The following is a 26492-nucleotide window of genomic DNA, read 5'->3' as shown; positions in this document are numbered from 1 at the left end:
TAAAAATGAGATTGAATTTTGTTATTAATATGATTTTTAAAAGAGAAATATCACTGATTTTGATCTTAGAACAATAATAAAGCATTATAAAGTCATCTTATATAGCCCATGTAAAGTATGCATATATATTTACGTCAACAACAGGTAGCTGATAACAGGTGATACAAACTCCGTTGTCCTATCAATAAAAATATATCTATTGTAAGAAATTCATCGTATTCACAGGTTATCGACAAAACATCCAGCATAAGGAGATCTAATGAATATGAAAAGAACAACATATTTAGCAGTAATTGCACTCTTTATACTCTCACTCTTTGTATCAGGATGTGTCGATCAGAGAACTATGGAACATCAGGAAAAGAACATTACTCCCTGGAACAACCTTATGGATTCACCTCTGAAATTCTTAGGGCTTAATGACAGGTTTGAATTCCATCCTGAAAATGATAGCTTACCTCCCACAGACGAGATCCCACCTCATAGGAAGGATCCTGAAAAATTCATAGACGACATGATCACAAGATCAGAGATCACAGCTCTTCAGATCGAAGCTGGTATAAATGACCTGGAAGCAAATGGCAAAGACGTTGAAAAGCTCAGATCCCTTCTTGAAAGTTATGTACAGGCCATAGAAAGGGCAAGAGAGAAGCAACAACTGGCATATGAAACGAAGCCTGTAACCCAGATCAATAAACGGTACTACCTTACGCAGTCCTTGCAGGAATTGGACGAAGCTAACAGGATACTTAAAGAAATATTTGAAGAACTGAAGATCATAACCCCTGGATCTGTAAAGCTTGACATGACGGATAATATATCTGCCAATGGGAACGGTACGGCAGTCTTTGCTGGTGATCTTGATATTAGCTTGTACGCCGAAGATGGAACTGTAGCTATATCCGATCTCAATGGCGACATCAAAGCGAATATAACTGCTGATCACGAAATATCAAATATCCTTCATGAAGGGCAAAATGTGTCCCTGTACACTAATTTTAACGGATATGCAGACATATCCGGTACCGGTGTGATGGTTATGGTAAAAGGAAGTAACATAGCATTTACTTCATCCGGCCAGGGAGAAGTAATGATGTCCGGAAATGGAACCTACAACGTTACCACGTTGGACGGACAGACTGAACAGGGTCAATGGATGACCACATTAGGTAAGATCTGATTGCAACGGCTGTTAACATGAAGACCAGAAATTCAATATTGTTCCTTTTTATCCTGCTCAGCATACTGCCAACAGCAATGGCAGCTGCAAACAGCTCAGCTACCGTTCACGGAGCAACATATGAGTGGAACACATTTGAACCTCTGGAAAACACTATAATTGCAGTAAATTCAACACCGTCACAATCCGTTGTAGCAAAATACGGAACATATTCGTTTGACCTCAATCCTGGCATCTACACCATTACAGCTGAATATTACCAGAATGAAACCCTCATCTACTTCGCAGAAGAGGATATTGTCATCACAGACGCTGGTAACTATGTCATTGATCTCCTGCTTTACCCTGCATACTCTGAAGGGCTGATAACTGAAGAAGACCTTGCTGAAATTGCCCCTATTGAGGAAAACCCAAAAAGTACTGAAGCAAACAGCCAATCAGCTGTCGGCACATTTTCAATCATATTCATAGTACTTGCATTAGCAGTGATCGGTACATATTCCTTTGTACACAAGAAAAAAAGAACTGATCAAGTCACATATAAGACAGAAGTAGTTTTTAAACCAGAAGAAGAAAATGAAGAATTCCCATCCGACCTCCAGGAAGTCCTTGATATAATAATCGCGAACGGAGGAAGGATCACACAAAAAGACCTTAGAAGCAAGATCAGATACTCAGAAGGGAAGGTAAGCCTGATGTTATCGGAACTTGAGGCCAAAGGTTATGTGGAAAAGTTCAGGAAGGGACGTGGAAACGTCATCATACTGAAAGATAGAAAATAAGATCGAAAAATTATTCCTGATCTACAACCTAACCTTTTTTTGTTCATTCCAAATATTCGAAGTCCGTTGAGCCGGACCACACTTTAGATCCTACAGGATGAATCCCGGCGAAGTTCATAAGTCCAGACTTTATTTTAATAATCATTTTTGCAGCATCAATAAAAAAAAGATATTTATTGCACATTATTCCAAATTTGCAATTATTTTGTCTTGAATTTTAATTCATACATACTATAATGCATTTTTAAGAATAATTAAGCATTAAAAAGCTTCATTTTAACTTTATGACCATATTTTTTCTTTAAAAATTAAGTATGCTTATATTCAAAACAACTAATCGAAGGATTGCTATCACGCCCCCTCTCAAGGTTAGAGCAATTATCACCTAAAGACCGACCAGTGAGATGATAGAACCCCACATAACTCATTCAAAGCCGCCTTGAGAGGAGTTACGTGAAAGAGCAGATTACAGTCAGAACAATAAAAATCAGATAATTGATTCACGAGGTTTCAACAAAGATGAACGAGAATGAAACACCTCTTATAGATCTGAATGATGTCTGGAAGATCTACCAGATGGGTGAAATTGAGTTTGCAGCACTAAAAGGAGTTGACCTGCACATCAGGAAAGGCGAATTCGTGGTCATACTCGGACCAAGTGGAAGCGGTAAAAGTACCCTGATGAACCAGATAGGATGTCTGGATACTCCGACAAAAGGAAGTGTCAGCCTGAACGGGAAGAATATTTCCCACCTTGGAGAATCCGAGCTGGCACAGATCAGAGGAAGGACAATTGGATTCATTTTTCAACAGTTTAACCTTATCCCCACGCTCAATTCCATGGAAAATGTGATGCTGCCACTGGAATTCCAGGAAGAGGACCCGGATGTTGCTGAGAACCGTGCCAGGGAATTGCTCAAGATAGTGGGACTTAGTGACAAAATGCAGCATTTGCCTTCCCAGCTCTCAGGAGGACAAAGACAGAGAGTTGCCATCGCAAGATCGCTTGCATTCAACCCGGAAATTCTTCTGGCAGACGAACCTACCGGCGCCCTGGACAGCAAGACCGGAGATTACATACTGGAATTTTTGAACGAATTACATGAAGACGAGAACAAGACGATTATCATCGTTACTCATGACAATGAACTCGTAAAATACGCTGAAAAGATCATCTACATCAGAGATGGAATGATCGAGAAAATAGAAATTAAGGAGAAAGGATTGGAATGAAAAAATTGAAAAGTATTCTCATATTATTGATGCTATTGGCATTACCGATCGCTACTGCATCTGCAGCAACTTATACCAGTGCACCTGGTGTCAGTGTGGACATAATGAGCCAGAGCCCGAACCCTGCAAGACCCGGTGAAACCGTCGAACTGACAGTAAGTGTACAGAACATCGGGAACGAAGATCTTTCCGATGTAAAGGTTGAAATTGAACCTGAATATCCGTTTTTGCAGGTATCCGATGAACCATTGAGCAAAACCATCTCATTCCTCGATGCACGTCAGGACGAAGATGATGCAGCGATCCTCAGGTTCACACTTAATGTTGACCCCAATGCTTCAGAAGGCACCTATGATCTCGACATAACGGTCAACGAAGGAAACAGTGCAACTAAAACCACAACAGTTGATCTTGAGGTACGTGGAAAGGAATACGCCCAGGTAGTAATTAATAAAGCGATCATCGATCGTGCAGTAGAGGAAACACTTGAATTCACAGTAATGAACACAGGAAGTTCTCCTCTCAAGAACATGGCCATCTCATGGAACGAGCCAAACGGGGTTATCCTTCCGGTTTATTCTGACAACACCAAATTCATCTCATATCTTGACACCGGAGAATCAGCTACAGTTGCATATTCAGTGATCGCCGATGTGAATGCTGACCCGGGCCTTTACCAGCTTGACATTGATCTGGAATTCGAGGACTATGATTCCAATGTAAATGCGATCAACACAAAAGCCGGAATATTCGTTGGAGGAGGCACTGATTTTGATGTTGCATTCTCCGAAGGAAATACGGGAGAAGTATCCCTTTCAATAGCCAATATCGGAAACAATGAAGCATATTCTGTAAAAGTTTCCATTCCTGAACAGGAGAACTTCAAAGCAAGTGGTAGCTCTGAATCCATAGTAGGTAACCTCGACAAAGGTGACTATACCATCACATCGTTTAGTATTATCAACAATGCTATGGGCCCTGATTCCGGCAATAGTGAAAGATCGTACATGGACATGGATGAAATGGATACTGAAGAAATGGAAGCGCTGAGTGAGTCACAATCTTCCCGGAACGAACTCGAAGTTCTAATAGAATATACGGATTCAACCGGACAAAGGGTCTCAGTTGAAAAGAGTGTTCCTATTGAACTTACATCCACTACAGCAGATCTGACCACTGCCGGCCCTGGTGCGAGAAACAATAGTTCCATAACCACTTATCTGATGTATCTGCTGGTGATTGGAGTTGTAGTTGGCGGAGCATACTATTACAGGAAAATAAAAACTTCGAAGGAAAGGGACAATGAGGTACAGGATATATCTTAAACTTGCTGCCAATATTCTTTTTCACAGCAAGATCAGGAGCTGGCTCACAATAATAGGTATTGTGATAGGTGTCGGGTCTGTGGTCACCATAATGGCACTTAGTGATAGCATGGAGGAAGATATGGAAAGCAGGTTCGCGGACATGGACATGACATCTCTCACTATCACCGCCGGATATACAAGGGCTTCATCAGCAATGGGACCGGGACAAGGGCCGGGGGGTGACTGGGGAGGTTCCTCAACAGAAGATACCGAATTGACAGATAAGGATGTTATGGCCCTCCGGCTGGTCAAAGATATTGACTATATGTATGGCCAGATATCAGGTAATGAAGATGTATATTATCTGGGAGAATCGGCAAGTCTTTCCATTACTGGCGTTGACCCGCAGGTTTGGCAGTATGCCACATCCTATACTGCTGCCTCCGGAAGATTGCTTGAAGCTTCAGATAACTATGTTGCTGTCATAGGAGACAGGATCGCCAATGAAATGTTCGACCAGCCCATAAGTCTCAACCAGGTTATCACCATCAATGAGAAATCCGTAAGAGTAGTAGGAATTCTGGAATCCGGGGATAATGATAACGGTATCATCATGCCTATCGATGCAGCAGTTAATATTATTGAAGATGCTGAAGATGATGTCTTTGATTCTATCATTGTAAAGGTTGATGATATCGATAACGTTGATACTGTCCGAAAGGATATAGAAGAAAGGCTCATGATCTCAAGACATGTTACGGAAAATGACAGGGACTTCAGTGTTTCCGACCCGGAATCCCAATTAGAAAGTGCAACTGAGATGATGGACTCAATGAGTCTTTTCCTTGCTGCCATAGCAGGTGTTTCTCTTGTAGTTGGATCAGTAGGGATCGCAAACACAATGTTCACATCAGTGATGGAAAGGACAAAGGACATTGGAACCATGAAAGCCATAGGGGCAAAGAACAGAGATATTATGATGATATTCCTGTTCAACTCTGCCATGGTGGGGCTTGTAGGTGGCGTACTTGGCATTCTTCTAAGCCTTCTATTGACAGCGATGTTGCCTGGCCTTGGACTGTCAATAATGCGTTCCTCGATGGGATCAACCCTATCCCTTGAATTGGTGGCTATCGGCATCTCCATCGCTATTTTTGTAGGTATTATATCAGGAGTGGTACCTGCATACAATGCATCAAAGATGAAACCTGTGGACGCCTTGAGGTATGAGTAAGATCATACCTCCCTTTTTTAAGATTTAGATTTAATTTCTGATTTGGTAGTCAAACAAAACAATTCAGCATCAAAAATATTTTCACTTCTCCTGCTTCCTCAGATCCCACATCTCGGTAAAGTTATCCAGAAGACCATCAAGAAAGCTCTCTTTGTAATAAATGATCAGTCCTGCAACAATTTCGGGGTCTCTGATATTGAAATTACTTGAACGTCCTGCATTTGTTCTCTCAATAATCCCCTCGTTCAATAACTTATTAAGATGCCATGAGGTAGTTGAAGGAGATAATCCAATCGCTCCAGCCAGATCCTTATTGTTCATACCGGATTTCTGAAGCAGATTGATGAGGATATGAAGGCATCCTTTCCTTCGTAAAACAGACAATATCTTCCGGTCCTTTTCTCCCAGTTTCCTGTCCTTCACGAAATATCGTACATATTCACCATCAACAGAAGAGCGTATGAAATCATTCTTTTCAAGATAATGCAAATGATATTGAAGGCTTCCCATCACCATATCCAGTCGCCTTTCAAGCTCCCTTAAATGAATTCCGGGAGATCTGCGGATCAGTTCATAGATCCTTTTCCTTGTATCCAGCTCAAGATCCATGGTAATTTACTCTTTTGTCAGTAAGGCAATTGAGAACAGCAGCAATACAATGAAGTTAAAAGAACTGGCTAACAGTTCCAGAAGTTCCCCGTAATTCGGGAAAAGTGCTTCAGTAGCATCCAGGAACCCCATCAGGAAATAGAAGAAAAAGGCTCCGGTAACCAACAGTAGTTTTCTCCTGCGTTCCCTCATGTAGGCAAGAAGAGCTATCACAAACAGAAGCAGTGCCATCAAGCTTGAGAGCAGCACTATTAGATTATCCGGTTCAAAAGGCATTGGTGAATTCCCTCCATGAATAAAATTAAAAAAGAAAGCAACAGGCTATTTTTCGAGTTGCTTTCACCGAGTTTTCGACTTTCTGAACCCTTATCACATTTCAGTTGTAATATCGATCAGCTCAAGCTGGCCTGATCCGCCTAATGTAACCTCTTCCAGAAGCTGTCCTACACCTTTGGCATAGTACTTCTGCTCCTCGACACCAGGTTCAAGAGGTGTCCATTCCTTAGTTACCAGGCAATTCTCAAAAGTACCGTATTCAACGGTAACGGTTTCGGTAAGGCTTACGACCTCTGCCATATCCTCGGCTTCGCCGACAAGGTATTCCTGACGATAGATGTCACCAACCACAGGTTCCATCTTCATGACAATTCCAGGCTTTGCATCGTCGATACCTGCCTCCCAGGTACCTTCATCACTAACGAATTCGCCATCCTCATATTCCTTTGAATCCTCACCGAAATACCAGACATTACCATCCTTGTCCTGAGCATACCAGTCGAATGTCTCTTCTATCAGTTCACCATCCTCCCATACCCTGTCATGAACAACGGTGGTGGTCACACCCATGACAACTCTTGTATCGTCGGTAACATAGACCTCGTTCCTTTCGAGTTCACCGTCTTCGTTCTCCCCTTCATAGATGAAGGTAGTTCCAGGGATCAGCGGGAAATATGGATTATCAATAACTTCAACGAAATTTTCAGGATCAATCACAGGATCATACTCACCGGCATCATCCATATGATCATCTTGTGTCATTTCTTCTTCGTCGGTAATATCTACATCTTCTACCTCATCTTCTTCAGTCCCGGAAGTATCTGCTTCATCCATAGTATCATCAGCAACAGGTTCCTCGTCCACACAACCTGAAGCAAAAACAGCTACCAGACCGATCAGAAGAAGCGTAAGGATCACTTTTGCTTCTTGTTTCATAATAAACCCCCGAATTTATTTGATATTTGAGTTTATGTGCCTGAATATAATAATTCTTCTGGTACATTCTTCGAAGGTTCTGATCCACTACTACAGCTTCAGGATAGAGAATATCTTACAGATATCAAAGATCAAAATAAAGTAAAAAGAGTGTTTACAGAGACTGATCGTAAACAATTACCAGGACGATCAGCCTTGTATAGTATTGTTAGGTCCTTTAAATAGAACTCATTAAAGTTCAGACCTTAGGGAAGAACTCAATGGCCTGTGCCAGTTCCTTGTGGTCTTTTGCATATTCTGCAATGTCCACACCCTTGAGGTAAGCCTCACATGCCTGGACAAGTGCTCTTGCTCCTGCCTGAGTCCCTTCCGGATGTGCGTGGACACCTGAGCCCATGGTCGTGATGAAGTCCACATTGCCCATTACATCGATGAAAGGCTTAAGCCTCACAGGATTCAGACCTCCTGATACGATCGGACAGCACTTCTTCATGCCTCTCCAGCTGTCATCTTCCAGGATCACATGGTGAGCAGTGTCCTCATGTACAAGATTTATTGCATCCTTATCGTTGTCCATGATCTTCGTCCATGACTGTTCGAAGAAGTGGCCTGTGGAACTGAGATACTGAATACCGTGTGCTGCAACTACATCTTCTTCAGGCGTTCCTTTCATCTTACCGACACCTGCTGTACCAGTGTGGATACCTGAAGCACCGGCAAGGCGTGCGAACTTGGACAGGACCAGTACTGAGAATCCAATGGGGTTCTCAGGTCTTGTGAAAGCCCCGTGGGCTGCCCTGTGGAAGTGCAGGAACACGTTGGGGTATCGTCTCCTGATGGTCTGGACCGCCATCCAGCCGGCAGTGATACCATCAATAAGGAATGCATAGCTTCCGGGCTCAAAGCCGGCATTTACGATCATCTCACACCTTTCGATCATGGTGTCAAAGTCAGCAGCTGAGACATTGAAAGAATGAACCTTCTTCTGGCCGGTCTCCTTGACCGCCTTGTCCATGGCCTCTTTTACATGCATTACCATCTTGTCATACGGACAGAAGTCCTGGTTTGCCTGAGGCTCGTCGTTCTTGACGAAGTCACCTCCGCCTACCCAGAAATCATAGCAGACCTCAGCGTACTCTGCAGAAGTGAGCCCCATCTTTGGCTTCACGATGGTACCAAGGATCGGCCTGTCATAGACGCCAAGGTATTCCCTCATGTCATCGACAGTGAATCCCGGGCCGTCATACTGCTCGAGCATGGCAGGTGGGAACCAGACGTCCAGCAGTTTCAATGCTGAGATCTCCTTCATTCCCAAAATATTACCGACAATGTATGTCAGGATGTTCTGTACATTTCCTCCCCTGTCAAAAAGCCTCCATGGATAGGCAACCCATATAAGGTTCCTTTCCAGGTCAAGCTGATAGACCAGAGCGTTCATTGTCTTAGAGAACTTGGTCTCAGTATTAACTTTGAAGTTCGTACCTGTAGATGATTCCGCTGCGATCTCAGCGGCGGCCTGCAATATATTCAGATCTCCCCCGGGAACCAGATGAAAGACCCCAAGAAGATATTCCCCGTTGGTCGGGTCCGGAAGTTCCAGATCAACATAAGCTACCTGTTTGGAATCGAGCGAACGGACCAGATCTTCATGAATCGAGCTCATAATAAGAAAAGAGCCTGCAATCTATTTGAATTTTTGGAGGGAAATGGAACGTAAGACAAAACGGGAACCATAGAGCACATATTTCCTGAAAAATAGAGAACATCAGACATGTTTGTAGAAGAATGAAGGAAAAAGCCTTAAACCATTACTTTTCAAACCTATATCGGAGCAAATAAAGGAAAATAATGAGACCATGGATAACTTAAGAACAGATGATACGCATACAGGGATATGCCCTCACTATGATGAGAAAAGGAACATGCAGATTATCGGGATGATGGTTCTGTTCATCGTTTCATGGTCGGTTCTGCTTTTCTACCACCCTCCGGCAGAGATAGTTGAAAGACTGGGAGTGCATAACGTCTACATTTTTGTCTTCCTGCTGGCGATGATAGGAGGGGTCTCCACGTTTACCTCCACAACATTCTACACGGCTTTGATAGCGTTATCGATCGGAGGAGCTAATTCTGTCTGGATCGCATTGTTCGCAAGCATAGGTCTGACTTTCGGAGACCTTGTTTTCTATTATCTTGGTACGAAAGGAAGACAGTGCATCAGGGGAAAATATGCTGATGGCATCCACAGGTTAACAAAATGGATGGAAAAGGTCGATGACAGGAAGACCATGCTGATGATATTCCTTTATTCCCTCACACCCCTTCCAAGTGATGTGATAGCAATAGCACTTGCTATTGTAAGATTCCCGTTCAGGAAAATGATATTTCCATTGTTCGTGGGAAATTTTACGCTTATCATCCTTATCGTGGAGCTTTCAAACCTGGGATATCGTCTGATCTGAATCATTTATAGCCAGTACAGAGCAAAATACTTCCTGATGGTCCATACAGGATCATTCCGTAGAACGTGGCCTGAATGTCCTCGGATCCAGGGATATTGTCTTTTCGCAGTAACTGCACATGGTCTTCAGGTCGTTACCTTCCAGAAGGACCCTGTCAACATCTTCCTGAGGCGTTATGTACTGTGTCATTTCCTCCCCGCAGTGAGGACACCTTATCTTCAGCCAGTCCAGTTTGGTAAGCTGGCGGATGTCCTTTATCACAACCCCCAATGCATCTTCAAACGTATCCCTGGAAAAACCAATTGCAGGAAGGTGACTTATCAGAGACGGCAATTTCTCCCCATATTCAAGCAGAGGGATCACCAGCTGATCGGTACCAACTGCAAGACCTATCTCTTCGTTCACCTTTGGTGATAGGATCCCATCCATTGTCAGGATCACGATCATGCAATCCGAATGGCGAACGCCAAAGCTGATCAGTTCTGATTCGGAAAGAGACTCGGTCTTTTTGAGCACAGAGGAAAAGCTTTCCAGGTCCACAGCCCATAAAGCCTGTTCCAGTTCCCGGGCTAAAGCCGTATCCTTCTCGCAATGTGAAATATAGACCCTTGTGATCATGGTTATCGCTCCTGTTATCTCTGCTCTTCCAATCGATAATGAAAGACGATGCTTTCAATTGAAAAATGGTCCAATGATAAAGATATCAAATTTTTGAGCAGAGAGGTTCACAACATTCCATCCACTCGGGTCAATCCTTCTTATCCCGTGGCTTTTTGGTCGGTTCGGGATACGGGATCGGCTCTGGTGCAGGTTCAGGTTCCGGTTCAGGACTCGGTATCGGTTCCGGCTGGATAGATGAGATCTTCTCTTCTTTTTGCTGATACGAGCTAGAGGTTAGTATTATTTCCTTGTTATCTGGTACGCCCATTGTTATATACCCCCATGTAATAGAAAGTGCATTTTCTATATATATTGATGCTCAATATTACACTTCAAAAATAATATATAAATATTAAAATATAAATGCGCTATTATATTATGGAGTTTGTCTGATAACTTCGCTTTATTGTGGGGGTTATGAAAATAGACTATTATACAATATACACTAGTTCGTTGAAAAATTTAAAAATTTGGATATGAACACAAGGAATTATTTGGATAAATCCGAGGATCAACATTTTGTTGATTCATTTCCTTTTTTGATTAATAAATATGCCCATATAAGCAGCATTTGTGTTCTGTAAATTCCTAACAACATTCGTTTTTGAATAGCACAAATCCGCATCATTCGATGTTCCGGGAAATATATATAGGTAGCTGCGACTCATGTTCAAAATTCACTATTTATATGCCGCCAAATATATATTTTTGTTCATAACAAAATTAACATATCTCATTATATCTGAGGTGGGTACTTAATGAATACAAGAAAGATTACAATAGGGTTTTTAGCCGTGCTTATCATTGCAGGGCTAGCAGTATCGGCACAGGCAGCCAAGCCCGGAACAGATTTCAATGGTCCTCACGACACTCTGAACATCATCGGAAAAGATGTTGACTGGAATGGCAATGGTGGCGGCTACGATAACGGAAACACAATGTTCGTTCCTGAGACAACTCGTAATTTTAGTATTACTGTCTGGGATGAGGGTGTTCCAACCGTAGTACCTGGCATTAGAATAAATGTAACACAGGGAGAAGAGTTTACTATCCTCGACGGAAATGCATTTGATGACGGCACATGTGCCTTCCAGCTGGCACCCGGAAAATACAATGTGTACATTGCCTCCAAGGCTAAACCTGGTTCTGAGGTAAACATCACAGGCTGGGTTCAGGCTAACGACACTTACTACTTTGATATCGGATCCGTAAGCGTTTCTAAATCCAAGAAAGCACAATGGGAAGATGCTACAGATATGTTCTACGTAAGCGGGCAGGAAGAACCGGATGCAATTGGTATGCTATCAAATCAGGATAATGTGTGGGTGTTCGACTATCTGTCAGAACTACATGATTATGATTCTGACCTATATCCAAATCCACTGTACTTCTGGCAGTATGACACCTACAAATCCAAATTGGTTCAGATACGCTTCTATGAAGCTTAAGATCTGAACTTCCTTTTTTTCTCTTTTTTTATTTGAACACAATACTTCCATCATTCATTAACAGAAACACTTTGTCCCCATATTTCCAACCTCTCCTACATGAGCATTGAAAGTAAACGGTTTATCGCTCCTAGCATTCTGCCTATTGCTATGATTTGATCCAGCGTATCAAGCTTGAGATGGACATGTACTGTCCTGACAGGCAACATCTATATTTTGTGGACGCATAAAACAACTGGATGACAATATTTTAAATTAAAAGGGGAAAGTACATGAAAGAATTTTACAAATTAATTACACTTCTTATAATTTTGGCATCAATGACTGCAATTGGTTGCACAGATGTCGCCGGAAATGATCCTACAGAAGAAAGTGCATCAGACACTGAACCTACAAACATTTGTGAATACGATTGGGAATGGGAATCTACTGATCGTATTGGTAACGATTTTTATGCGCCAATTGGATACAAATATGCAATTGTAACCCTGTACATCCAGAATACTGGCGATGCCACAATCTCGACCAATCCGGACGATTGGACATTTGTTGGAAATAGCGTTGCCTACACTCATGATAGTGCAACCTATGCCGATGAAATTGCACACCAGTCTGTAGATGTCCTCCCGGGGGGAGAATTTGCTACAAATATCGTGTACCTTGTAGATGAAGATATTAGTACCTCTAAAATGTACTATAGCGACACACAGATCCAATTGAAGAGATGTGGTTATTTCGATAAACTTCGAGCGGAGAACAAACAACAGACCGAAGAGGAAGTATACGCATCCATGGCAGGTGATCTTAGGAGTGCCGGATACAATGTAGTATCTGTTGATATTCGCGATGAAACTCTGGAAGTCAATAGTAGATACGCAACTTACAAAACCATGGTTTTCACCATCCCTACTGAAGAAGATGCAGTACATCTTCTCGATATGGCAGCCATGTATGACACAAAAGCGGATGCTTTCATGACTGTCGCAGAGGAGGATACAAGTTCAGAACTATACTCCGAATACTTTGTGTCAAAAGCTGATGTAGAGGCTTACAAGTATCACACAGTTACGTATGAAAACATCGAGATATGCACATATCGGAAAGAACCCCTCGACCAAGAACACTTCCTCAGGCTGTTCGAGTGACGAGCAGGTATGTCAAAACAACCTGCTCTAAATGCAAAACCAGGACTATCATGACATTGCCAGCGATGCCCTGGAACACATCAAATCATACTCAGATGGATCTCAGTCAGTTACTTCAGCAGTAGTCGGTGCAGAAGTCACCGACACCATCTCCGAAGAAGAATTCATCCAGGCAATCGTCACAGAACTCAAACCCTTCATGCATGATAGCATGACCACCGATGAATTCTACAAGCTCTTGAAGAAATACTTCGGTTTAGCTTCGAGATAGTGTTGTGATCTGATCCAGAAAATGAAGATCGAATTGTATATGTAATGTCCTGATCGCCAGCACCTTTACTTTGTTGAAGCTTGAGGCTTAGCATGGTAAGTTTCGGAGAATTAATTGAAAATCCAGCCATTGTCATTGGTTTCTTAATTAGTTTCATTGGACTTCTCGTACCAACTACGAAACAGATTTATCTCCAAGTGTTTGCCGAATATGCAAGCGAATCAGGTTATGGCTTTATTGGTAATCCAATTCTGTTTGTGCAGGGAATTGTGGGTGATTTTTTCTCATGGCTAGTCCTGACTTTCTTGGATCTTGTAATACATTTGGCAGTCGTTGCATTTGTGGGATTTACCTTCATTAATACATTTGTACAAATATTCAGGAATTAAATATTGAATATTAGAATTAATTGCTGCTCATTGCTGTGATCTGATTCAGCGTATCAAGCTTGAGATGGACATGTACTGTCGTGACAGTCAAGACTTTTATCTTGTATAACAGAGAGATTAATATTTATCTTTATTTGCACAAGTGTGATTATTTGAACATGCTTTCACACCACAGTCCTACACTTTGAACTCCGGAAGCAGCTTCTTTTCCTGAAGTCCTATCTTTGTCGCATAATCCCAGTTCAATACCGAGATGAACTGACCCAACCAATGGAAAAGGAATCCTACAATAAAGACCAGGATCCCGACGATAACATGTAAATAAGGTATCAACTCCATTTGTTCCCACTCCTGTAATGAGTGCCATCCTCCCTATCCAGATCAAGCCTACGTATTCAGAAGCCTGAACGGTATTGATACACTAATAAACTCCCTAAATTAAAATTGAAAATTAAAGCATATATTATTTATGCATTTGCTGTCAGCCATTGACCGACCCGTTCATGCCGAACCGAGATCAGTTGCTTAAGAACAAACTGATAGAAAACGAATTAACCTTGCCGATCAATGTTGATCAGAACCTGAGGGGATAGTAAAAGTGAAGGTGCTGCCTGACCCGACCTCACTGTCAACCCGGATGCTACCGCCATGCATCTCAACGTATTTCCTAACCAGGGCCAATCCCAGACCCGTGCCACCATATTCCTTCGAGGTGGACGAATCCGCCTGTCTGAAGGTCTCAAATATCAGCTCCTGCTTATCCTCTGGGATGCCGATACCGTTATCCGATACGGATATCTCGAACATGCTGTCATTCTCAGCGATATTGATCTATATCCAACCGTTCTCAGGAGTGAATTTCAGGGAATTGCTCAACAGATTGTACATTATTTGCTTCATTCTTAATCTGTCAGCATACATTTCGAAGTTCTCTGAACAAGCCTGATCATGGATCTCGATGTTCTTCTTATCTGCCAGGTGCTTGACCATAATTTCAATCTCAGAGAAAAAGTTAGCTGAACTGAACTTTTCATATTCAAGTTGCATTTTTCCGCTTTCGACCTTTGAGATGTCAAGAATATCATTGATAAGGTCCAGCAGGTGCTGACCGCTTGTCATAATATTCTCTGAATATCTCGTTTCCTTTTCTGTCATGTTGCCAAAAGGATTACTGCTAAGTAACTGGGAAAAACCGATTATGGAATTCAAAGGTGTACGAAGTTCATGGCTCATGTTCGCAAGGAACTCGGATTTAATACGACTGGCCTCTTCGGCCCTGTTCTTGGCCTCAAGGATCTCCTTTTCATATATTTCACGTTCCGTCATATCCCTTGAGATCCCAAACATTACTTTCTTTCCGTTCCATTCACCTATGGTGAACCGGGTCTCAACCGGCATCTGACCCCCGTCCTTACGAACAAGGGGTATCGAGCATGAATCAACATATCCGCAAAGCAATTCACCTAAAACCGATATGACCTTTTCCTTATGCTCTACTGGATGGATGTCGGTAACTCTCATAGAGTTCAGTTCCTCTTCGCTGTATCCCAGCATTGACCTTGCAGCTTTGTTCGTAGAAAGGATGCTTCCGGATTCATCAACAACGAAAAAGAGATCTTCCATTGAATTGAACAGGTTCTCCAGATCGGTCTTCTGCCTGCTCATTATAGTCTGCATCCTTGCTCTTGTGATATATTCACCTGCAAAGGATGCAATACTTTCAAGACCGCTCATCGTTTGGGCAGGAATTTCGTCAAAAGTATGAGATGAAAGGTTCATACATGCGATCGGAGTACCTTCAAAATGTATCGGTATCGCGGTCAATGATCTTATCCCTTCTGATCTTATGTTCTCTGCAAGCGTATCTGAATGATATCTATAGATAGATTTGCCTTCCCGGACAAGGCCCGCATGGAATGAATCATGGTCGTAATAGCTGCATTCTGCTATGAATTTTGAAGAGAGGCCTTTATGTTTTATCAGGTTCAGATCCCCTGCATTATTTATAAGATAGATGCCGCCTGAATCTATCACATCGAACTTCAACAGATGTTCCATAAGAACCCCTAAGGTGCTTTCAAGATCAGAACATTTCCCAACTTCTGTTGAAAGATCATGCTGGATGGACAATACTTCCTCCGTAAGTTTCCGGTCTGTAATATCCTCCAGAATGATCATTCTTCCATGAACCTCTTCATGCTCATCATACAGAGGCAGGACATTAGCAGCAAACCAGGAGATCCTATCCGGATCAGACCTTCTCAACTCTCTTTTCAAGGATACAGAACCATTTATTTCAAGGCGGGATAGCTCAGGCCAGGAGTCAAATATCTCTGAAAAAGGTTTGCCAACATAGCTCTCAGAAATTCCCAGATCCTGTTCAGCAGAACGATTTATATCAATTATCCTGTCTTTCCTGTCAAGGACTATGAGCCCGGAAGGGAGATTGCCGAACAGGGAACTTCTGGCAAGAGGTGTTATACCGAACAGCCTGTAGCGGAACATTCCGATATAGATAAGAATAGAACTTAAGATAAAAGCAAAAGGAATGGGATCAAAGCCTTTCGGGAAGTATCCTCCTAAGTAAAGCAGATACACAAGGAATGGGATCAAAGTACAGACTATCAGGATCATCAGATGTATCCCGAAGAAGGACCTGTTTTGCAGCCACATCTTGAAGAAAAGCGCTATACTGGAAAGAACCAGTATAAACGAATAGAGCTGGTTGAACCAGTAGTAGATACCAGGTTCAAAATTCAGACCTGAAAATGTACCGATATCATTGATGTAGGTCACTTTGTGGAACAGGTTATGCATTTCAATGGTGACTACCATCAGTAACGTTATCGCCGGAACTGTGAAGATCAAAGCAGACCGGGCAGGTGTCAGCCATTGTTTTCCTCTGGTATAAGTAACGGAGAACAGGAACAGGAATACAGGCAATACGGATATACCAACATACTGGAGCTTATAGAATAAAAGCGAGGTTTCTATGCTCGTTGAAGATATTTCCATCGCATAGAATATAGAATAGATAGCAATTGAAACCAAAAGCATTGAAAAATAAGAGATATATCCCCGCCCCTTAAACTGGCGGATATAGAGCGCCATTAGAATGAGAAGGACCCCGGAAATGATAAGGAATTCCGAATATAAGTTAAAGGTAATTGCAACACCGCCATATAGCAAACCGATCAGTAGTTGAAAAAAATGGCATTATATTATAAAAACATACTTATTTTTCTGGTTTTTGCTTTTTGATGTTGTTTTACCGGATACAAAAAGTAATATGTTGTGACAGCACACCCCGAATAGGATCTCTGCCGGAAAGATCCGCCCGTTGACAATACGTGGAAATGAGATCTCATTCCCACTGACTATATCCAAACGTATCTTGATAGCGTTTTACAACAGAACCGAGGTAATTAGACATTGTCCTTGAAGACATGCCGGACATAAAATTGTTCAGCGGGAACTCAGCATCGCAATGGACACAACGTGCATGCTCACATCCATTTACCGATTCCGGACAACCGGTACAAAGTTTTGCTCTGGAGTAGAACAGGTTAAAGGATGTTCCGCATTGGGGACATGTTACATTCCTGTTAGCATCATAAAGGTTCTTACTGACACCTTTTCTTTTTAGTTCTTCGGAATATCTTTCATCCCGGGTAAGATCTGCCATTATTTTTTTTTTATCCATATCCACATCCATCGTTAACACCTCACGGAAATAGCTCACTAAAGAAAAGATGATTATCTCGCTATATATAACGACTCATATTCGGTAATCAACGCCTTTGATATTATCAAAACCATTAATATAATAGGGATTAAAGCAAAGTTAAGATTACTTTTTGCATGTTTCCTCGAAGTTAATCCCACGATGGAACGCTGTATGATATGTATATGAAATATGTAGAGTGAAATAGATGGCCTGCGAAAAATTGCTCGAACCCTGTAATATCGGTACATGTGATCTGATGAACAGGGTGATCATGGCACCGATGGGGAACATCAATATGGCAGATCCCATTGGCCGTCCCACAGAAAAGATGATCGCATACTTCAGGGAGCGGGCAAAGGGAGGTACAGGCCTCCTGATAACCGGTCTGGTCCCGGTTTCTTATGGTATCGATCCAACGGTTTCCGAGGACAATGATACAACATATTTACCACGGATAGATGGCACCTCAAGGACACGCCTTTCAGGATGGAGGGACCTGACAGCAGCAGTGAGACCCTATGGTTCAAAAATATTCATCCAGCTATCTGCCGGACTTGGAAGGGTTGGTTCTCCCGAACCTGCTTTGAAAGGCAGGATCTTAAGATCGGCTTCGTTCAACAGGAACTTCTATGTCCCGCAGGTCCCGCACCTTCCACTATCTGACAGAAAGATACGCAAGATCGTGAAAAGCTTCGGGCAATGTGCGGTCAATGCGAAGGTCTCCGGTTTTGACGGTGTCCAGATACATGGTCATGAAGGTTACCTTATGGACCAGCTGACCTCTGACCCGTGGAACAGGCGGAGATTCGGCAGATACAGGAACAAGTTCCAGTTCGGTATCGATGTCGTGAAGGAAATTAAAAAAAGATGTGGCGATGATTTCCCGATAATCTACAGGATCGACCTTACCCAGGCACTTGAAGAAAGCTACGGCAAGGAGGTATTCAGGAAAAAGTTCCGAGGAAAGGAACGCACCATCGAGGAAGGACTGGAGTTCTGCAAAGTGCTCTATGAAGCCGGAGTGGATGCTTTCGATGTGGACAAAGGCTGCTATGACAATTGGTTCTGGCCACATCCACCTGCCTATTTCGATGATGCAATCTATGCTGAAGAGCTTGCAGGCAGGCTGAAAGCCTATTTCCTGAAGGAGAACATCGACGCAAAGGTTATTGCTGTGGGCAAACTCGGTAAACCTGAAGTTGCTGAAAAGGTCCTTGAGAAAGGATGGGCAGACTGTGTGATGCTTGGAAGACCACTTCTGGCCGATCCCTATTGGACCAGAAAGGTAAAAGAAGGAAGAGAAAAGGAGATCGTTCACTGCATCGGTGACCAGGAAGCATGTCTTGAATCCCTCAAACTGGGTGGACACTCCTGCTGTACCGTCAATCCCTATATGGGCTTTGAGGATTGCAAACAACTGACAAAAACGGATGTGGTGAAAAGGATAGCTGTCATAGGCGCAGGGCCTGCCGGTTGTGAGGCTGCAATGACCGCTCACAAAAGAGGCCATGATGTGACCCTCTTTGAAAAGACGGACCATATCGGAGGACAGCTTCACCTGGCCGGGAAACTGAAGATCAAGCATGACATCAGGCGCTATCTTGAAAATCTCCAATACCGCCTGGACCTGTTAGCTGATGAAGGCCTGAAAATTGAGTTCAATAATGAAGTAGCTCCGGATGATATCAAAGATGAGTTCAATGTTATCTTTTGCTGCACCGGGCTGGAAACAAGGATTCCGGAAATTGAAGGGATGGAAAGCATCCCACATCAGGAAATTCGCGAGTTCCTTGACAATGATATGCAGCTAACAGATGATGTAAAGGACATTCTGGTAGTGGGTGGCGGTATCCTTGGATGTGAGGTAGGCTATTCCCTGGCCTATGAAAAGGGTCTAAATGTAACTGTTGTCGGTAAGAACAAGGACCTGATACCCAGGACAGTGATGGCTAACAGGTCACAGATGCTGTGGATGATGATGGGAAAAGGCTCACCATCAGGTAAAAAGGATGATGTCCTGAAAGAACCCATCACGTCTTACAATGCATCGGAAGTTGTACGCTTTTACGGGAACAAGGCCATCATTGAAGTAAACAAAGGCAGAGAACCTCCATACACGCCCTGGAGATCACTTATTCCTGAAAATGTGAACAATCCTTTCGAAAAGAAACTCAAACCGGGAAATGTGGAGGAAGTCGAAATAGATGTGGACCTTGTTCTCTTTGCAACATCCGGTAAGCCGAACAATTCTTTCTACCGTCATTTGATGAAAGCATGTCCTTCCAAAGAGACATACTCGATCGGGGATTCGAGAGAACCGGCTAACTTGTGGAAGGCAATCAATGATGCAAATGAGATCGCAAGGAATATCTGAAGAGGAGATATCAACCTCATCTATTCAAGAGAATTGAGTTACCTTGATGAAATTAGCCAATAGGAGTCTCAGAAAAGGATTTATTACAAAAACTACCAACTTCCAGTAAGCTATAGGATAAAATACTGTGGCCTGAATTTGGGGGTATTAGGATAACTGGAACAGATGAAGAATTGTGCCAGCTTCTTGATGAAGCCGGCTTTGTGTATACGATAGAAGCTGATCATGTCCGGATACCATATACGTCATTGGGGTCGGATCTTCTGGCAGATGGAACTGAGATCGAACTTCTTGCGACATGCGACAGTGATATCATAACTATCCAGATGGTCCTTGCCGATCTTGACGAAGATGAACAGGCCTGGCTTGATCCCATGTTGATGTACAGACTTCTACAGGCAAATTTCGAACTGTATATTTGTAAGTTCGGTTTTTCACCATACGGCCTCTCACTTCTCACAGACCTGGATGCCCGTAATCTCCAGTATGAAGAGATAGAGTCTGCGATCTATTCGATCTTAGATGGTTTTGACATATACCTGGAAATACTGAATGAATGGTTCACATACCTTATAGAGAGTGACAACTTCCTGCCACTATATTATGTGGGAGATGAAGACCTGTACCTTGATGAACTGTATGAATGGCTGGATGATACAGACCAGATAAAGAACTCAATTGTGAACACGCTGCTTGGTGTTGCCAAATATGGTGCTGTTGCAGGAATAGCAACGTTGGCCGGAGTGCCAGCTGCCGGAATAGGCACTATACTTGCAGCTTTAGCGGCCCGAACCGTCTGAGCCGTTACATGTGACCTTGCATGACATATGTTCAGGAAAAACATCATTTCAGCTAGCCTGCTCCCACATGACCATCTTTGCCTACAAGATCCTCTCACTGATGATATTCAAGGGTTTGATTTTATCAACGCCGTTATTTTTCCACAATGGCTTTTTTTCTGCTATGCCTTGGTCCCTGAACACGTATCTTTCCAGAACTACGATCCAATTGGGAAATATACCTTTGATAATTCTTCGGATGGCGATTTTTTTTATGAAATCGTTATAAGTATCTTAACCAGGATATTGATTATTAGTCAATAGGACGTGGGCTGACCACATTCTGTTGAAATGGATCGAAGAAAGATACTGCATCGATGATCATGAGTGGTAACTATGGAAAAATTTGCTTCTCAGACTATTGATGCAAAATACAAACAGATTGGGTGATGAAATCATGCCAGCAGAAGATTATGCACCAATAGACACAGATTGGCTAGGAAAGGCAGGGAATTTATGGACAACCCCGTTCGTAGATACTCCCTCGGAAAGAGTAATTGTGGATCCGATCATCCTGTCACATGCAGCAAGCGTTTTCAAGAAGAACGTAGGCTACTTTTGGCAGAATCCGGCAGAAGCAATGAGAATGGTCTGTCATACATGTGAAATGTATGATGTAACTCCAGTAGGTCATTACCTATATGCAGATTACTGGGGTGAGGATTACGGGGCTAAAGTAAAGGTCCAGGCAAACTCCCCACCAGGAATTACAAAGCGTCCTATCAAGGATGCAGCAGATGTTGATAATTTTGAAGTACTGGGCCCGGAGGATCTTGAAAAGGGACCTACCCTGACAAAGCACTTTGAGGCACTGGACACCTGTCACAAGGAATTCCCACAGATGTTCGCACCGATCACCCAGCTGGGTGGTACAATGGAGGTAGCAACCAACTGGGCATCCATTGATGATGTTTTCATGTGGATGATAACAGAACCGGAAGTTGTCGATAAGCTGACAAACAAGGCCTCCGACCACATGGCAAATGCCTGTAGGGCCACAGCAAACCGCTATGGTGCAAACGTAATGATCACCGGTTCAGTAATTGCAAGCGGTGACCTGATGGACAGGGAACAGATCAAGAGGTTCAGCTACAATCCGGTCTCTAAGGCTGTCAGGAAGATGATGAACGCAGGTGCAGGTCCTGGAGTTTACTATCACCTCTGTGGAAACCACAGTGATGACTTCGACCTGTGGAAAGATGCTCCAATGAGTCCTTTCACTGTTGTCCAGATCGGATATGACGGTAAGGATATCTTCCCATCATCCAAACTTGTCGAGCACTTTGGTAACAGGTGTACCTGTTTCGGAACAGTCGATACCAAGCTTGTTGACCGCGGTACACAGAAACAGGTCTATGAGCAGGCCAAAGAGCAGATCCTTGCAGGAAAGGATAGCCCAAGAGGATTCATCATCGGAACTTCCTGTGAATGTCCAACAAATGCTCCACCTGCAAATGTCCATGCACTGGTCAAGGCTGCAAGAGATTTCGGAAAATATGAGAAGTTCTGAAGTTCGGAACAAGGTGTACAAGAAAATAAGGAGTGTTATCTATGGATCTAAATGTATCTGATGAAGTAAACGACCTGTTAAAGGATAACGGGTTCAGGATCGAAGAAATCCAGGAAATAATCGAGAACGCAGAATCCACTGGAAACAAACTGAAGGATTCGGAAGGAGCGGTCTTCCTTGCAAAAGGTGTAGCAGACAATCTGACAACCTATGCACTCTATTCCTATCTCGATAATGGTGCATTTGAGCTGAAAGGTGCATATGCTCACAAGATGAACATTGCCGGATTAACCGGTGGTGCTTTCGTTGAGGTCGAATATGACGACGAGAACGGATGGACCTGCAACAACTGTAATGAAGCAGCAGTAGACAGGAACGTCGATATGTCCTACCTTGATGTTTCAAGGCCCGGTCCCGGAATGGTCTGTCCGAAATGTGGTGAGATCTACATTTCCGAAGGTGTCAACAAGACACTGAAGACAGCCGAATCCATCCTGGAAGAAAAGAGGGCCTGATAACCCTGTGTAACTAAAACTCCGGGAGGGATAAGATGGAACAGATCGGAAAAGTTGGTACCATTTGCCCTGAATGCCTAAAGAGCATAGAAGGTATCAAATTTGTAGAGGATGGAAAAGTATACATCAAAAAAGAATGCGTTGATCATGGAACCTTTACTACACTCATTTCCAATGACATAAACCACTACCTGAAGATGGAAGAGTGTTTCGATGTCGATCGGGCCAGGGTCAAAGCACCTTTGACAGATGTAAACAAAGGCTGTCCTTATGATTGTGGCATCTGTCCCTCCCACAAACAGGATACCTGTCTTGCCGTTGTGGAAGTTACAGACAGGTGTGATCTGGGTTGTAAATATTGTTTTGCTGATTCCACAGCTGATGCCAGTAATGACCCGGACATGGACACGATAAGAAGGATGTTCGAAGCAGTAAAGGCATGCTCCAACGATCCGACCTGTGTCCAAATATCAGGAGGAGAACCAACATTAAGGAACGACCTTCCTGAGATCATAAAACTCGCTAAAGAAGTCGGCATTTCCCATGTCGAGCTCAACACCAACGGACGACGCATTGCCCGTGACCAGAATTACCTGAATAGCATAAAAGAAGCAGGCGTTGATGCGATATATCTCGGTTTTGATGGTGTTTCCGACGACGTTTACATGCAAAGGACCGGGAAAAAACTGCTCGAAATAAAAGCCAGGGTCATCGAAAGATGTGAGAAGGCCGGAATCGGGGTCGTACTTGTACCACTTGTGGCAAAGAACTACAACCTCCATGAAGTTGGCAAAATAATCCAATTTGCCAGCCAGCATGTCCCAACTGTCAGAGGGGTACATTTCCAGCCGGTCTTCTATTCAGGAAGGTCTCCTGATGAAATGGAAGGCAGGACCACCATTCTGGAATTGCTCGAAGCAGTGGAAGCTCAAACAGGCGGGCAGTTGAAAGTTGATAATTTTACACCCTCTCTGATGCCAACTGCCCACTGTGGAGCAACCTGCCTGACACTTGTTGATGATAGCGGTTTCATACCCCTTACCAATGTCTCAATGGGTGCTCTGAAGTCAAGATCCGACGTTGCTAACAAGACAAAGAAGTCGATCATGGGACGCTGGAAAGGATCAACACCTGACCTGCAACCGGTAACTAAACCATCATGTTGTGACCTGCTTACCAAAACCGCACTTAGCAATGCCAGCATACCCGATAGCACGTTTTCCTGCTGTGAAAAACCCGGGAACACCATCCCTCTTGAAACTATACCAATGGAAAGCTCCTGCTGTCGTTCCGGTGGCGGATGGGCAGACTTCATCGAGATGAGCATGAACAAATACCTGACAATTTCAACAATGGCCTTCCAGGACGTCTGGTCATACGAAAAGGAACGTGTTGAGAACTGCTGCATACACGTCGTGACACAGGATGGAAAACTTATCCCGTTCTGCAACTACAACCTCAGCAATTGTAACGGTGACTTTCTGTATCGCAGCAAGAACGGCAACAAAGACAAGACTATTGGAATTGAAAAATAATTTTTTATTTTTTTAATTTTGATCATGAGGTTTGAGCTGTGAATAGATAATCAAAACGGAGGCAATAATATGAATCTTCCTGAAAAGATCAGCGCATCCATAAGGATGAATGTAGCAAAAAGAAAACTGGATTCCAGAAAAATAAATTGCAATAATGGAAATCCATTGGAACAGTGGGGCGTAGCTAAGATCAAAAAAGAGATCGCCAAAGATAAGGAATTGAAAAAGATTTTTGGTGACAGGGATCTTGACAGGGATGATATAAAGTCATATAAGCTTCTGAAACTGAAGGAACTGGTAGATTATGTTTCCGAGAACAGTCCATACTATAAGGAACTGTATGCAGAACATGGTCTTGACTCCTCCCAGATCAACTCATACGAAGACCTGGCAAAGATACCTCTAACAGAGCAGGATAAGCTCGCGACCCATCCCTACCATTTTCTCTGTGTTTCCAGAAAAGATATCGCACGCGAGTTCACAAGTTCCGGAACCACGAATATGCTGAAAAGAGTGGCATATGCCCAGGAAGAGTTACTTGAGATCGTTGATTCCGTGATCTCCGGACTGAAGATGGCAGGAATGGACTCTGATGATGACACATTACAGATCATGTATCCCACGATTACCGCAACCTGGGACCCCGGACTTGTATTAAGCAGGGCCTGCGATCTCGGAGGTTTCCGTTCTGTGATCAATGATTCCATTGATGCACAAAGCCAGATCGATACCATAAAAGAAAAGGGAACTACTGTTATTATCGGTACATCGTCTTTCATATATAATTTTACAGTTGAAGCAAACAAGCTTGAAAATGTAAGAAACCTCGGTATAAAGAAGATAATTTGCTCATCTGAACCTTTGACCGACACCATGAGAATGGTAATAGAAAGTGTTTGGGGCTGTAAGGCTGTCAGACAGTGGGGTATGACAGAACTCGGGCTGGCAAATGCTATCGAATGTGAGGGGCAGGATGGTTTGCATGTGAATAACCCTGATTTCCTGATCGAAGTTATTGACCCTGAAACCGGTAAGATCCTGCCCCCCGGAAAAGAGGGAGAGCTTGTGGTTACAACATTAAGACGCAGATGTATGCCTCTCATACGATACCGAACACGAGATATCTCTGCGATCTTCGATGAGAAATGCAATTGCGGTGCTCATCTGGACCAGCGGATAATGAACGTGAAAAGAATGGATGACTACAACGGTAACGATTGACCGTATCAGCTCATCCATTTCAAAAGCGATCACCTTATTTTGCGTCTCCTTAAGGGGACATGATCTTTTTTGATACGTGATCGTTTGCCGTTTTAACATAAAATAAGGGGGAAGCTCATTGATAAATTCACTAGAAAAAAGCTTAGCAGAGTTCATAGGAACATTTGCTCTGGTACTTGTTGCCACCGGATCAGTCAATGTGAACTGGAGTTTCCTTGGGTCACACGATATTCTTGGCATAGCAGCTGCATGCGGTATCATTGTCACTCTGGCAGTTTATTCCATCGGGAGCATATCTGGAGCACACATTAATCCTGCAGTCACTGCATCACTTTTCGTCACAGGACAGATCGAGCTGAAAAATACGATATACTACATTATAGCTCAACTGATGGGAGCAATATGTGCCTGTCTGTTATTGTCATATATATTACCGATAGATGCAGGAAATATGAATTTGGGAACAACTGCACTGGCAGCCGAAGTGACGTTCACGGCTGGTGTATTGATCGAAGCAATCCTGACTTTCATGCTGGTCTTTACAATATTTGTAGTTGCTATCGATAGCAGGACATCTACTAAGTACGCCGGCATCATTATAGGAGCTATTATATTCCTGGACATTGTTGTCGGTGAAAGTCTCACAGGTGCATCAATGAATCCGGCAAGGACATTTGGTCCCGCTTTTGTATTGGGACATTGGGCAGATCATCTTGTATACTGGATCGGACCAATAGCAGGCGGGATTTTTGCTTCAACATTTTATACAAAAATATTTACCCTAAAAACAGATAATAGGATAGATACTATCTGAGATTCATTTCTACTTTTTTGTTTTT

Annotated in this window: 26 protein-coding genes; 17 read left to right on the top strand and 9 right to left on the bottom strand. The window is 43.0% G+C overall.

Going from position 1 to position 26492, the window contains the following annotated elements; genetic code table 11:
- Positions 1-265 precede the first annotated feature (265 nt).
- The 5 genes from ACR3I3_RS08755 (at position 266) to ACR3I3_RS08735 (ending at position 5736) form a co-directional block, all read left to right on the top strand.
- Positions 266-1180, top strand: a complete 915-nt coding sequence (locus ACR3I3_RS08755; protein WP_440951877.1) for a hypothetical protein — start codon at positions 266-268, stop codon at positions 1178-1180.
- 17 nt (positions 1181-1197) lie between these two features.
- Positions 1198-1962, top strand: a complete 765-nt coding sequence (locus ACR3I3_RS08750; RefSeq protein WP_440951876.1) for a helix-turn-helix transcriptional regulator — start codon at positions 1198-1200, stop codon at positions 1960-1962.
- A gap of 519 nt (positions 1963-2481) precedes the next feature.
- A complete protein-coding gene (locus tag ACR3I3_RS08745; RefSeq protein ID WP_440951875.1) occupies positions 2482-3195 on the top strand; it encodes an ABC transporter ATP-binding protein in 714 nt (237 codons plus the stop codon).
- Positions 3196-3224: 29 nt separating this feature from the next.
- Positions 3225-4520 carry a COG1361 S-layer family protein gene (locus ACR3I3_RS08740; protein ID WP_440953778.1) on the top strand — a complete coding sequence of 432 codons (1296 nt, stop codon included), beginning with the start codon at positions 3225-3227 and terminating at the stop codon, positions 4518-4520.
- Positions 4498-5736, top strand: coding sequence for an ABC transporter permease (locus ACR3I3_RS08735; RefSeq protein ID WP_440951874.1), 1239 nt, complete (start codon positions 4498-4500; stop codon positions 5734-5736). The genes ACR3I3_RS08740 and ACR3I3_RS08735 overlap by 23 nt, the downstream gene beginning before the upstream one ends.
- 81 nt (positions 5737-5817) lie before the next feature.
- On the opposite strand, the gene ACR3I3_RS08730 is transcribed toward ACR3I3_RS08735, so the two are convergent.
- The 4 genes from ACR3I3_RS08730 to ACR3I3_RS08715 all read right to left on the bottom strand — a co-directional run bounded on the left by ACR3I3_RS08730 (position 5818) and on the right by ACR3I3_RS08715 (position 9220).
- Positions 5818-6345, bottom strand: a complete 528-nt coding sequence (locus ACR3I3_RS08730; protein WP_440951873.1) for a winged helix-turn-helix transcriptional regulator — start codon at positions 6343-6345, stop codon at positions 5818-5820.
- A 6-nt stretch (positions 6346-6351) separates the two neighbouring features.
- Entirely contained in the window at positions 6352-6621 is a 270-nt protein-coding gene (locus tag ACR3I3_RS08725) for a hypothetical protein (protein WP_440951872.1), read from the bottom strand.
- A gap of 93 nt (positions 6622-6714) precedes the next feature.
- On the bottom strand, positions 6715-7557 hold the full coding sequence (locus tag ACR3I3_RS08720; RefSeq protein ID WP_440951871.1) for a hypothetical protein: 843 nt from the start codon (positions 7555-7557) through the stop codon (positions 6715-6717).
- Between the two features lie 238 nt (positions 7558-7795).
- Entirely contained in the window at positions 7796-9220 is a 1425-nt protein-coding gene (locus ACR3I3_RS08715; RefSeq protein WP_440951870.1) for a ribulose-bisphosphate carboxylase, read from the bottom strand.
- Between the two features lie 193 nt (positions 9221-9413).
- Here ACR3I3_RS08715 and ACR3I3_RS08710 point away from each other — a divergent pair, with 193 nt between their 5' ends.
- On the top strand, positions 9414-10019 hold the full coding sequence (locus tag ACR3I3_RS08710; protein WP_440951869.1) for a VTT domain-containing protein: 606 nt from the start codon (positions 9414-9416) through the stop codon (positions 10017-10019).
- A 51-nt stretch (positions 10020-10070) separates the two neighbouring features.
- Here ACR3I3_RS08710 and ACR3I3_RS08705 read toward each other — a convergent pair whose 3' ends face one another.
- Positions 10071-10637, bottom strand: a complete 567-nt coding sequence (locus tag ACR3I3_RS08705) for a toll/interleukin-1 receptor domain-containing protein (RefSeq protein ID WP_440951868.1) — start codon at positions 10635-10637, stop codon at positions 10071-10073.
- Positions 10638-11437: 800 nt separating this feature from the next.
- Here ACR3I3_RS08705 and ACR3I3_RS08700 point away from each other — a divergent pair.
- The 4 genes from ACR3I3_RS08700 to ACR3I3_RS08685 all read left to right on the top strand — a co-directional run bounded on the left by ACR3I3_RS08700 (position 11438) and on the right by ACR3I3_RS08685 (position 13932).
- Positions 11438-12127 (top strand): hypothetical protein, encoded by a 690-nt coding sequence (locus ACR3I3_RS08700; protein WP_440951867.1) that lies wholly within the window; start codon positions 11438-11440, stop codon positions 12125-12127.
- A gap of 320 nt (positions 12128-12447) precedes the next feature.
- Positions 12448-13272 (top strand): DUF4352 domain-containing protein, encoded by an 825-nt coding sequence (locus ACR3I3_RS08695; protein ID WP_440953777.1) that lies wholly within the window; start codon positions 12448-12450, stop codon positions 13270-13272.
- Positions 13273-13303: 31 nt separating this feature from the next.
- On the top strand, positions 13304-13543 hold the full coding sequence (locus ACR3I3_RS08690) for a hypothetical protein (protein WP_440951866.1): 240 nt from the start codon (positions 13304-13306) through the stop codon (positions 13541-13543).
- 92 nt (positions 13544-13635) lie between these two features.
- Entirely contained in the window at positions 13636-13932 is a 297-nt protein-coding gene (locus ACR3I3_RS08685; protein WP_440951865.1) for a hypothetical protein, read from the top strand.
- A gap of 177 nt (positions 13933-14109) precedes the next feature.
- Here the strand turns inward: ACR3I3_RS08685 and ACR3I3_RS08680 are convergent, their stop codons facing one another.
- From ACR3I3_RS08680 to ACR3I3_RS08665, 4 genes are all read right to left on the bottom strand, one after another.
- Entirely contained in the window at positions 14110-14271 is a 162-nt protein-coding gene (locus ACR3I3_RS08680; protein WP_440951864.1) for a hypothetical protein, read from the bottom strand.
- 225 nt (positions 14272-14496) lie between these two features.
- Entirely contained in the window at positions 14497-14739 is a 243-nt protein-coding gene (locus ACR3I3_RS08675) for an ATP-binding protein (protein ID WP_440951863.1), read from the bottom strand.
- 24 nt (positions 14740-14763) lie between these two features.
- Positions 14764-17043, bottom strand: a complete 2280-nt coding sequence (locus ACR3I3_RS08670; RefSeq protein ID WP_440951862.1) for a histidine kinase N-terminal 7TM domain-containing protein — start codon at positions 17041-17043, stop codon at positions 14764-14766.
- 253 nt (positions 17044-17296) lie between these two features.
- The gene (locus ACR3I3_RS08665) at positions 17297-17635 is read right to left on the bottom strand and encodes a hypothetical protein (RefSeq protein ID WP_440951861.1); all 339 of its coding nucleotides are present in this window, start codon (positions 17633-17635) and stop codon (positions 17297-17299) included.
- Positions 17636-17864: 229 nt separating this feature from the next.
- Here ACR3I3_RS08665 and ACR3I3_RS08660 point away from each other — a divergent pair, with 229 nt between their 5' ends.
- The 7 genes from ACR3I3_RS08660 to ACR3I3_RS08630 all read left to right on the top strand — a co-directional run bounded on the left by ACR3I3_RS08660 (position 17865) and on the right by ACR3I3_RS08630 (position 26467).
- Positions 17865-20033 carry an oxidoreductase gene (locus tag ACR3I3_RS08660; RefSeq protein WP_440951860.1) on the top strand — a complete coding sequence of 723 codons (2169 nt, stop codon included), beginning with the start codon at positions 17865-17867 and terminating at the stop codon, positions 20031-20033.
- 173 nt (positions 20034-20206) lie between these two features.
- Entirely contained in the window at positions 20207-20833 is a 627-nt protein-coding gene (locus tag ACR3I3_RS08655) for a hypothetical protein (protein ID WP_440951859.1), read from the top strand.
- Positions 20834-21269: 436 nt separating this feature from the next.
- Positions 21270-22382 carry a uroporphyrinogen decarboxylase family protein gene (locus ACR3I3_RS08650; protein WP_440951858.1) on the top strand — a complete coding sequence of 371 codons (1113 nt, stop codon included), beginning with the start codon at positions 21270-21272 and terminating at the stop codon, positions 22380-22382.
- Between the two features lie 41 nt (positions 22383-22423).
- On the top strand, positions 22424-22897 hold the full coding sequence (locus ACR3I3_RS08645) for a DUF7479 domain-containing protein (protein WP_440951857.1): 474 nt from the start codon (positions 22424-22426) through the stop codon (positions 22895-22897).
- A gap of 35 nt (positions 22898-22932) precedes the next feature.
- Positions 22933-24432: a radical SAM protein gene (locus ACR3I3_RS08640; protein WP_440951856.1), complete on the top strand. Its 1500-nt coding sequence runs from the start codon at positions 22933-22935 to the stop codon at positions 24430-24432.
- A gap of 69 nt (positions 24433-24501) precedes the next feature.
- Entirely contained in the window at positions 24502-25653 is a 1152-nt protein-coding gene (locus ACR3I3_RS08635) for a phenylacetate--CoA ligase family protein (protein WP_440951855.1), read from the top strand.
- A gap of 118 nt (positions 25654-25771) precedes the next feature.
- Positions 25772-26467, top strand: coding sequence for an MIP family channel protein (locus ACR3I3_RS08630; RefSeq protein ID WP_440951854.1), 696 nt, complete (start codon positions 25772-25774; stop codon positions 26465-26467).
- The last annotated feature ends 25 nt before the right edge of the window (positions 26468-26492 follow it).

It is taken from the genome of Methanococcoides mangrovi, from assembly GCF_052057775.1.
Lineage (GTDB): Archaea > Halobacteriota > Methanosarcinia > Methanosarcinales > Methanosarcinaceae > Methanococcoides.
Note: the sequence above shows the minus strand (reverse complement) of the source record. Positions and strands in the feature narration are given on the sequence as shown.

Coding starts and splice junctions, on each gene's coding strand:
- ACR3I3_RS08675 (WP_440951863.1), bottom strand. CDS start 14,739: ATGTTCGAGATATCCGTATCGGATAACGGTATCGGCATCCCAGAGGAT.
- ACR3I3_RS08755 (WP_440951877.1), top strand. CDS start 266: ATGAAAAGAACAACATATTTAGCAGTAATTGCACTCTTTATACTCTCA.
- ACR3I3_RS08670 (WP_440951862.1), bottom strand. CDS start 17,043: ATGGCGCTCTATATCCGCCAGTTTAAGGGGCGGGGATATATCTCTTAT.
- ACR3I3_RS08635 (WP_440951855.1), top strand. CDS start 24,502: ATGAATCTTCCTGAAAAGATCAGCGCATCCATAAGGATGAATGTAGCA.
- ACR3I3_RS08710 (WP_440951869.1), top strand. CDS start 9,414: ATGGATAACTTAAGAACAGATGATACGCATACAGGGATATGCCCTCAC.
- ACR3I3_RS08750 (WP_440951876.1), top strand. CDS start 1,198: ATGAAGACCAGAAATTCAATATTGTTCCTTTTTATCCTGCTCAGCATA.
- ACR3I3_RS08730 (WP_440951873.1), bottom strand. CDS start 6,345: ATGGATCTTGAGCTGGATACAAGGAAAAGGATCTATGAACTGATCCGC.
- ACR3I3_RS08650 (WP_440951858.1), top strand. CDS start 21,270: ATGCCAGCAGAAGATTATGCACCAATAGACACAGATTGGCTAGGAAAG.
- ACR3I3_RS08715 (WP_440951870.1), bottom strand. CDS start 9,220: ATGAGCTCGATTCATGAAGATCTGGTCCGTTCGCTCGATTCCAAACAG.
- ACR3I3_RS08700 (WP_440951867.1), top strand. CDS start 11,438: ATGAATACAAGAAAGATTACAATAGGGTTTTTAGCCGTGCTTATCATT.
- ACR3I3_RS08640 (WP_440951856.1), top strand. CDS start 22,933: ATGGAACAGATCGGAAAAGTTGGTACCATTTGCCCTGAATGCCTAAAG.
- ACR3I3_RS08665 (WP_440951861.1), bottom strand. CDS start 17,635: ATGGATAAAAAAAAAATAATGGCAGATCTTACCCGGGATGAAAGATAT.
- ACR3I3_RS08680 (WP_440951864.1), bottom strand. CDS start 14,271: ATGGAGTTGATACCTTATTTACATGTTATCGTCGGGATCCTGGTCTTT.
- ACR3I3_RS08745 (WP_440951875.1), top strand. CDS start 2,482: ATGAACGAGAATGAAACACCTCTTATAGATCTGAATGATGTCTGGAAG.
- ACR3I3_RS08685 (WP_440951865.1), top strand. CDS start 13,636: ATGGTAAGTTTCGGAGAATTAATTGAAAATCCAGCCATTGTCATTGGT.
- ACR3I3_RS08695 (WP_440953777.1), top strand. CDS start 12,448: ATGACTGCAATTGGTTGCACAGATGTCGCCGGAAATGATCCTACAGAA.
- ACR3I3_RS08735 (WP_440951874.1), top strand. CDS start 4,498: ATGAGGTACAGGATATATCTTAAACTTGCTGCCAATATTCTTTTTCAC.
- ACR3I3_RS08725 (WP_440951872.1), bottom strand. CDS start 6,621: ATGCCTTTTGAACCGGATAATCTAATAGTGCTGCTCTCAAGCTTGATG.
- ACR3I3_RS08645 (WP_440951857.1), top strand. CDS start 22,424: ATGGATCTAAATGTATCTGATGAAGTAAACGACCTGTTAAAGGATAAC.
- ACR3I3_RS08660 (WP_440951860.1), top strand. CDS start 17,865: ATGGCCTGCGAAAAATTGCTCGAACCCTGTAATATCGGTACATGTGAT.
- ACR3I3_RS08740 (WP_440953778.1), top strand. CDS start 3,225: ATGCTATTGGCATTACCGATCGCTACTGCATCTGCAGCAACTTATACC.
- ACR3I3_RS08690 (WP_440951866.1), top strand. CDS start 13,304: ATGCAAAACCAGGACTATCATGACATTGCCAGCGATGCCCTGGAACAC.
- ACR3I3_RS08720 (WP_440951871.1), bottom strand. CDS start 7,557: ATGAAACAAGAAGCAAAAGTGATCCTTACGCTTCTTCTGATCGGTCTG.
- ACR3I3_RS08705 (WP_440951868.1), bottom strand. CDS start 10,637: ATGATCACAAGGGTCTATATTTCACATTGCGAGAAGGATACGGCTTTA.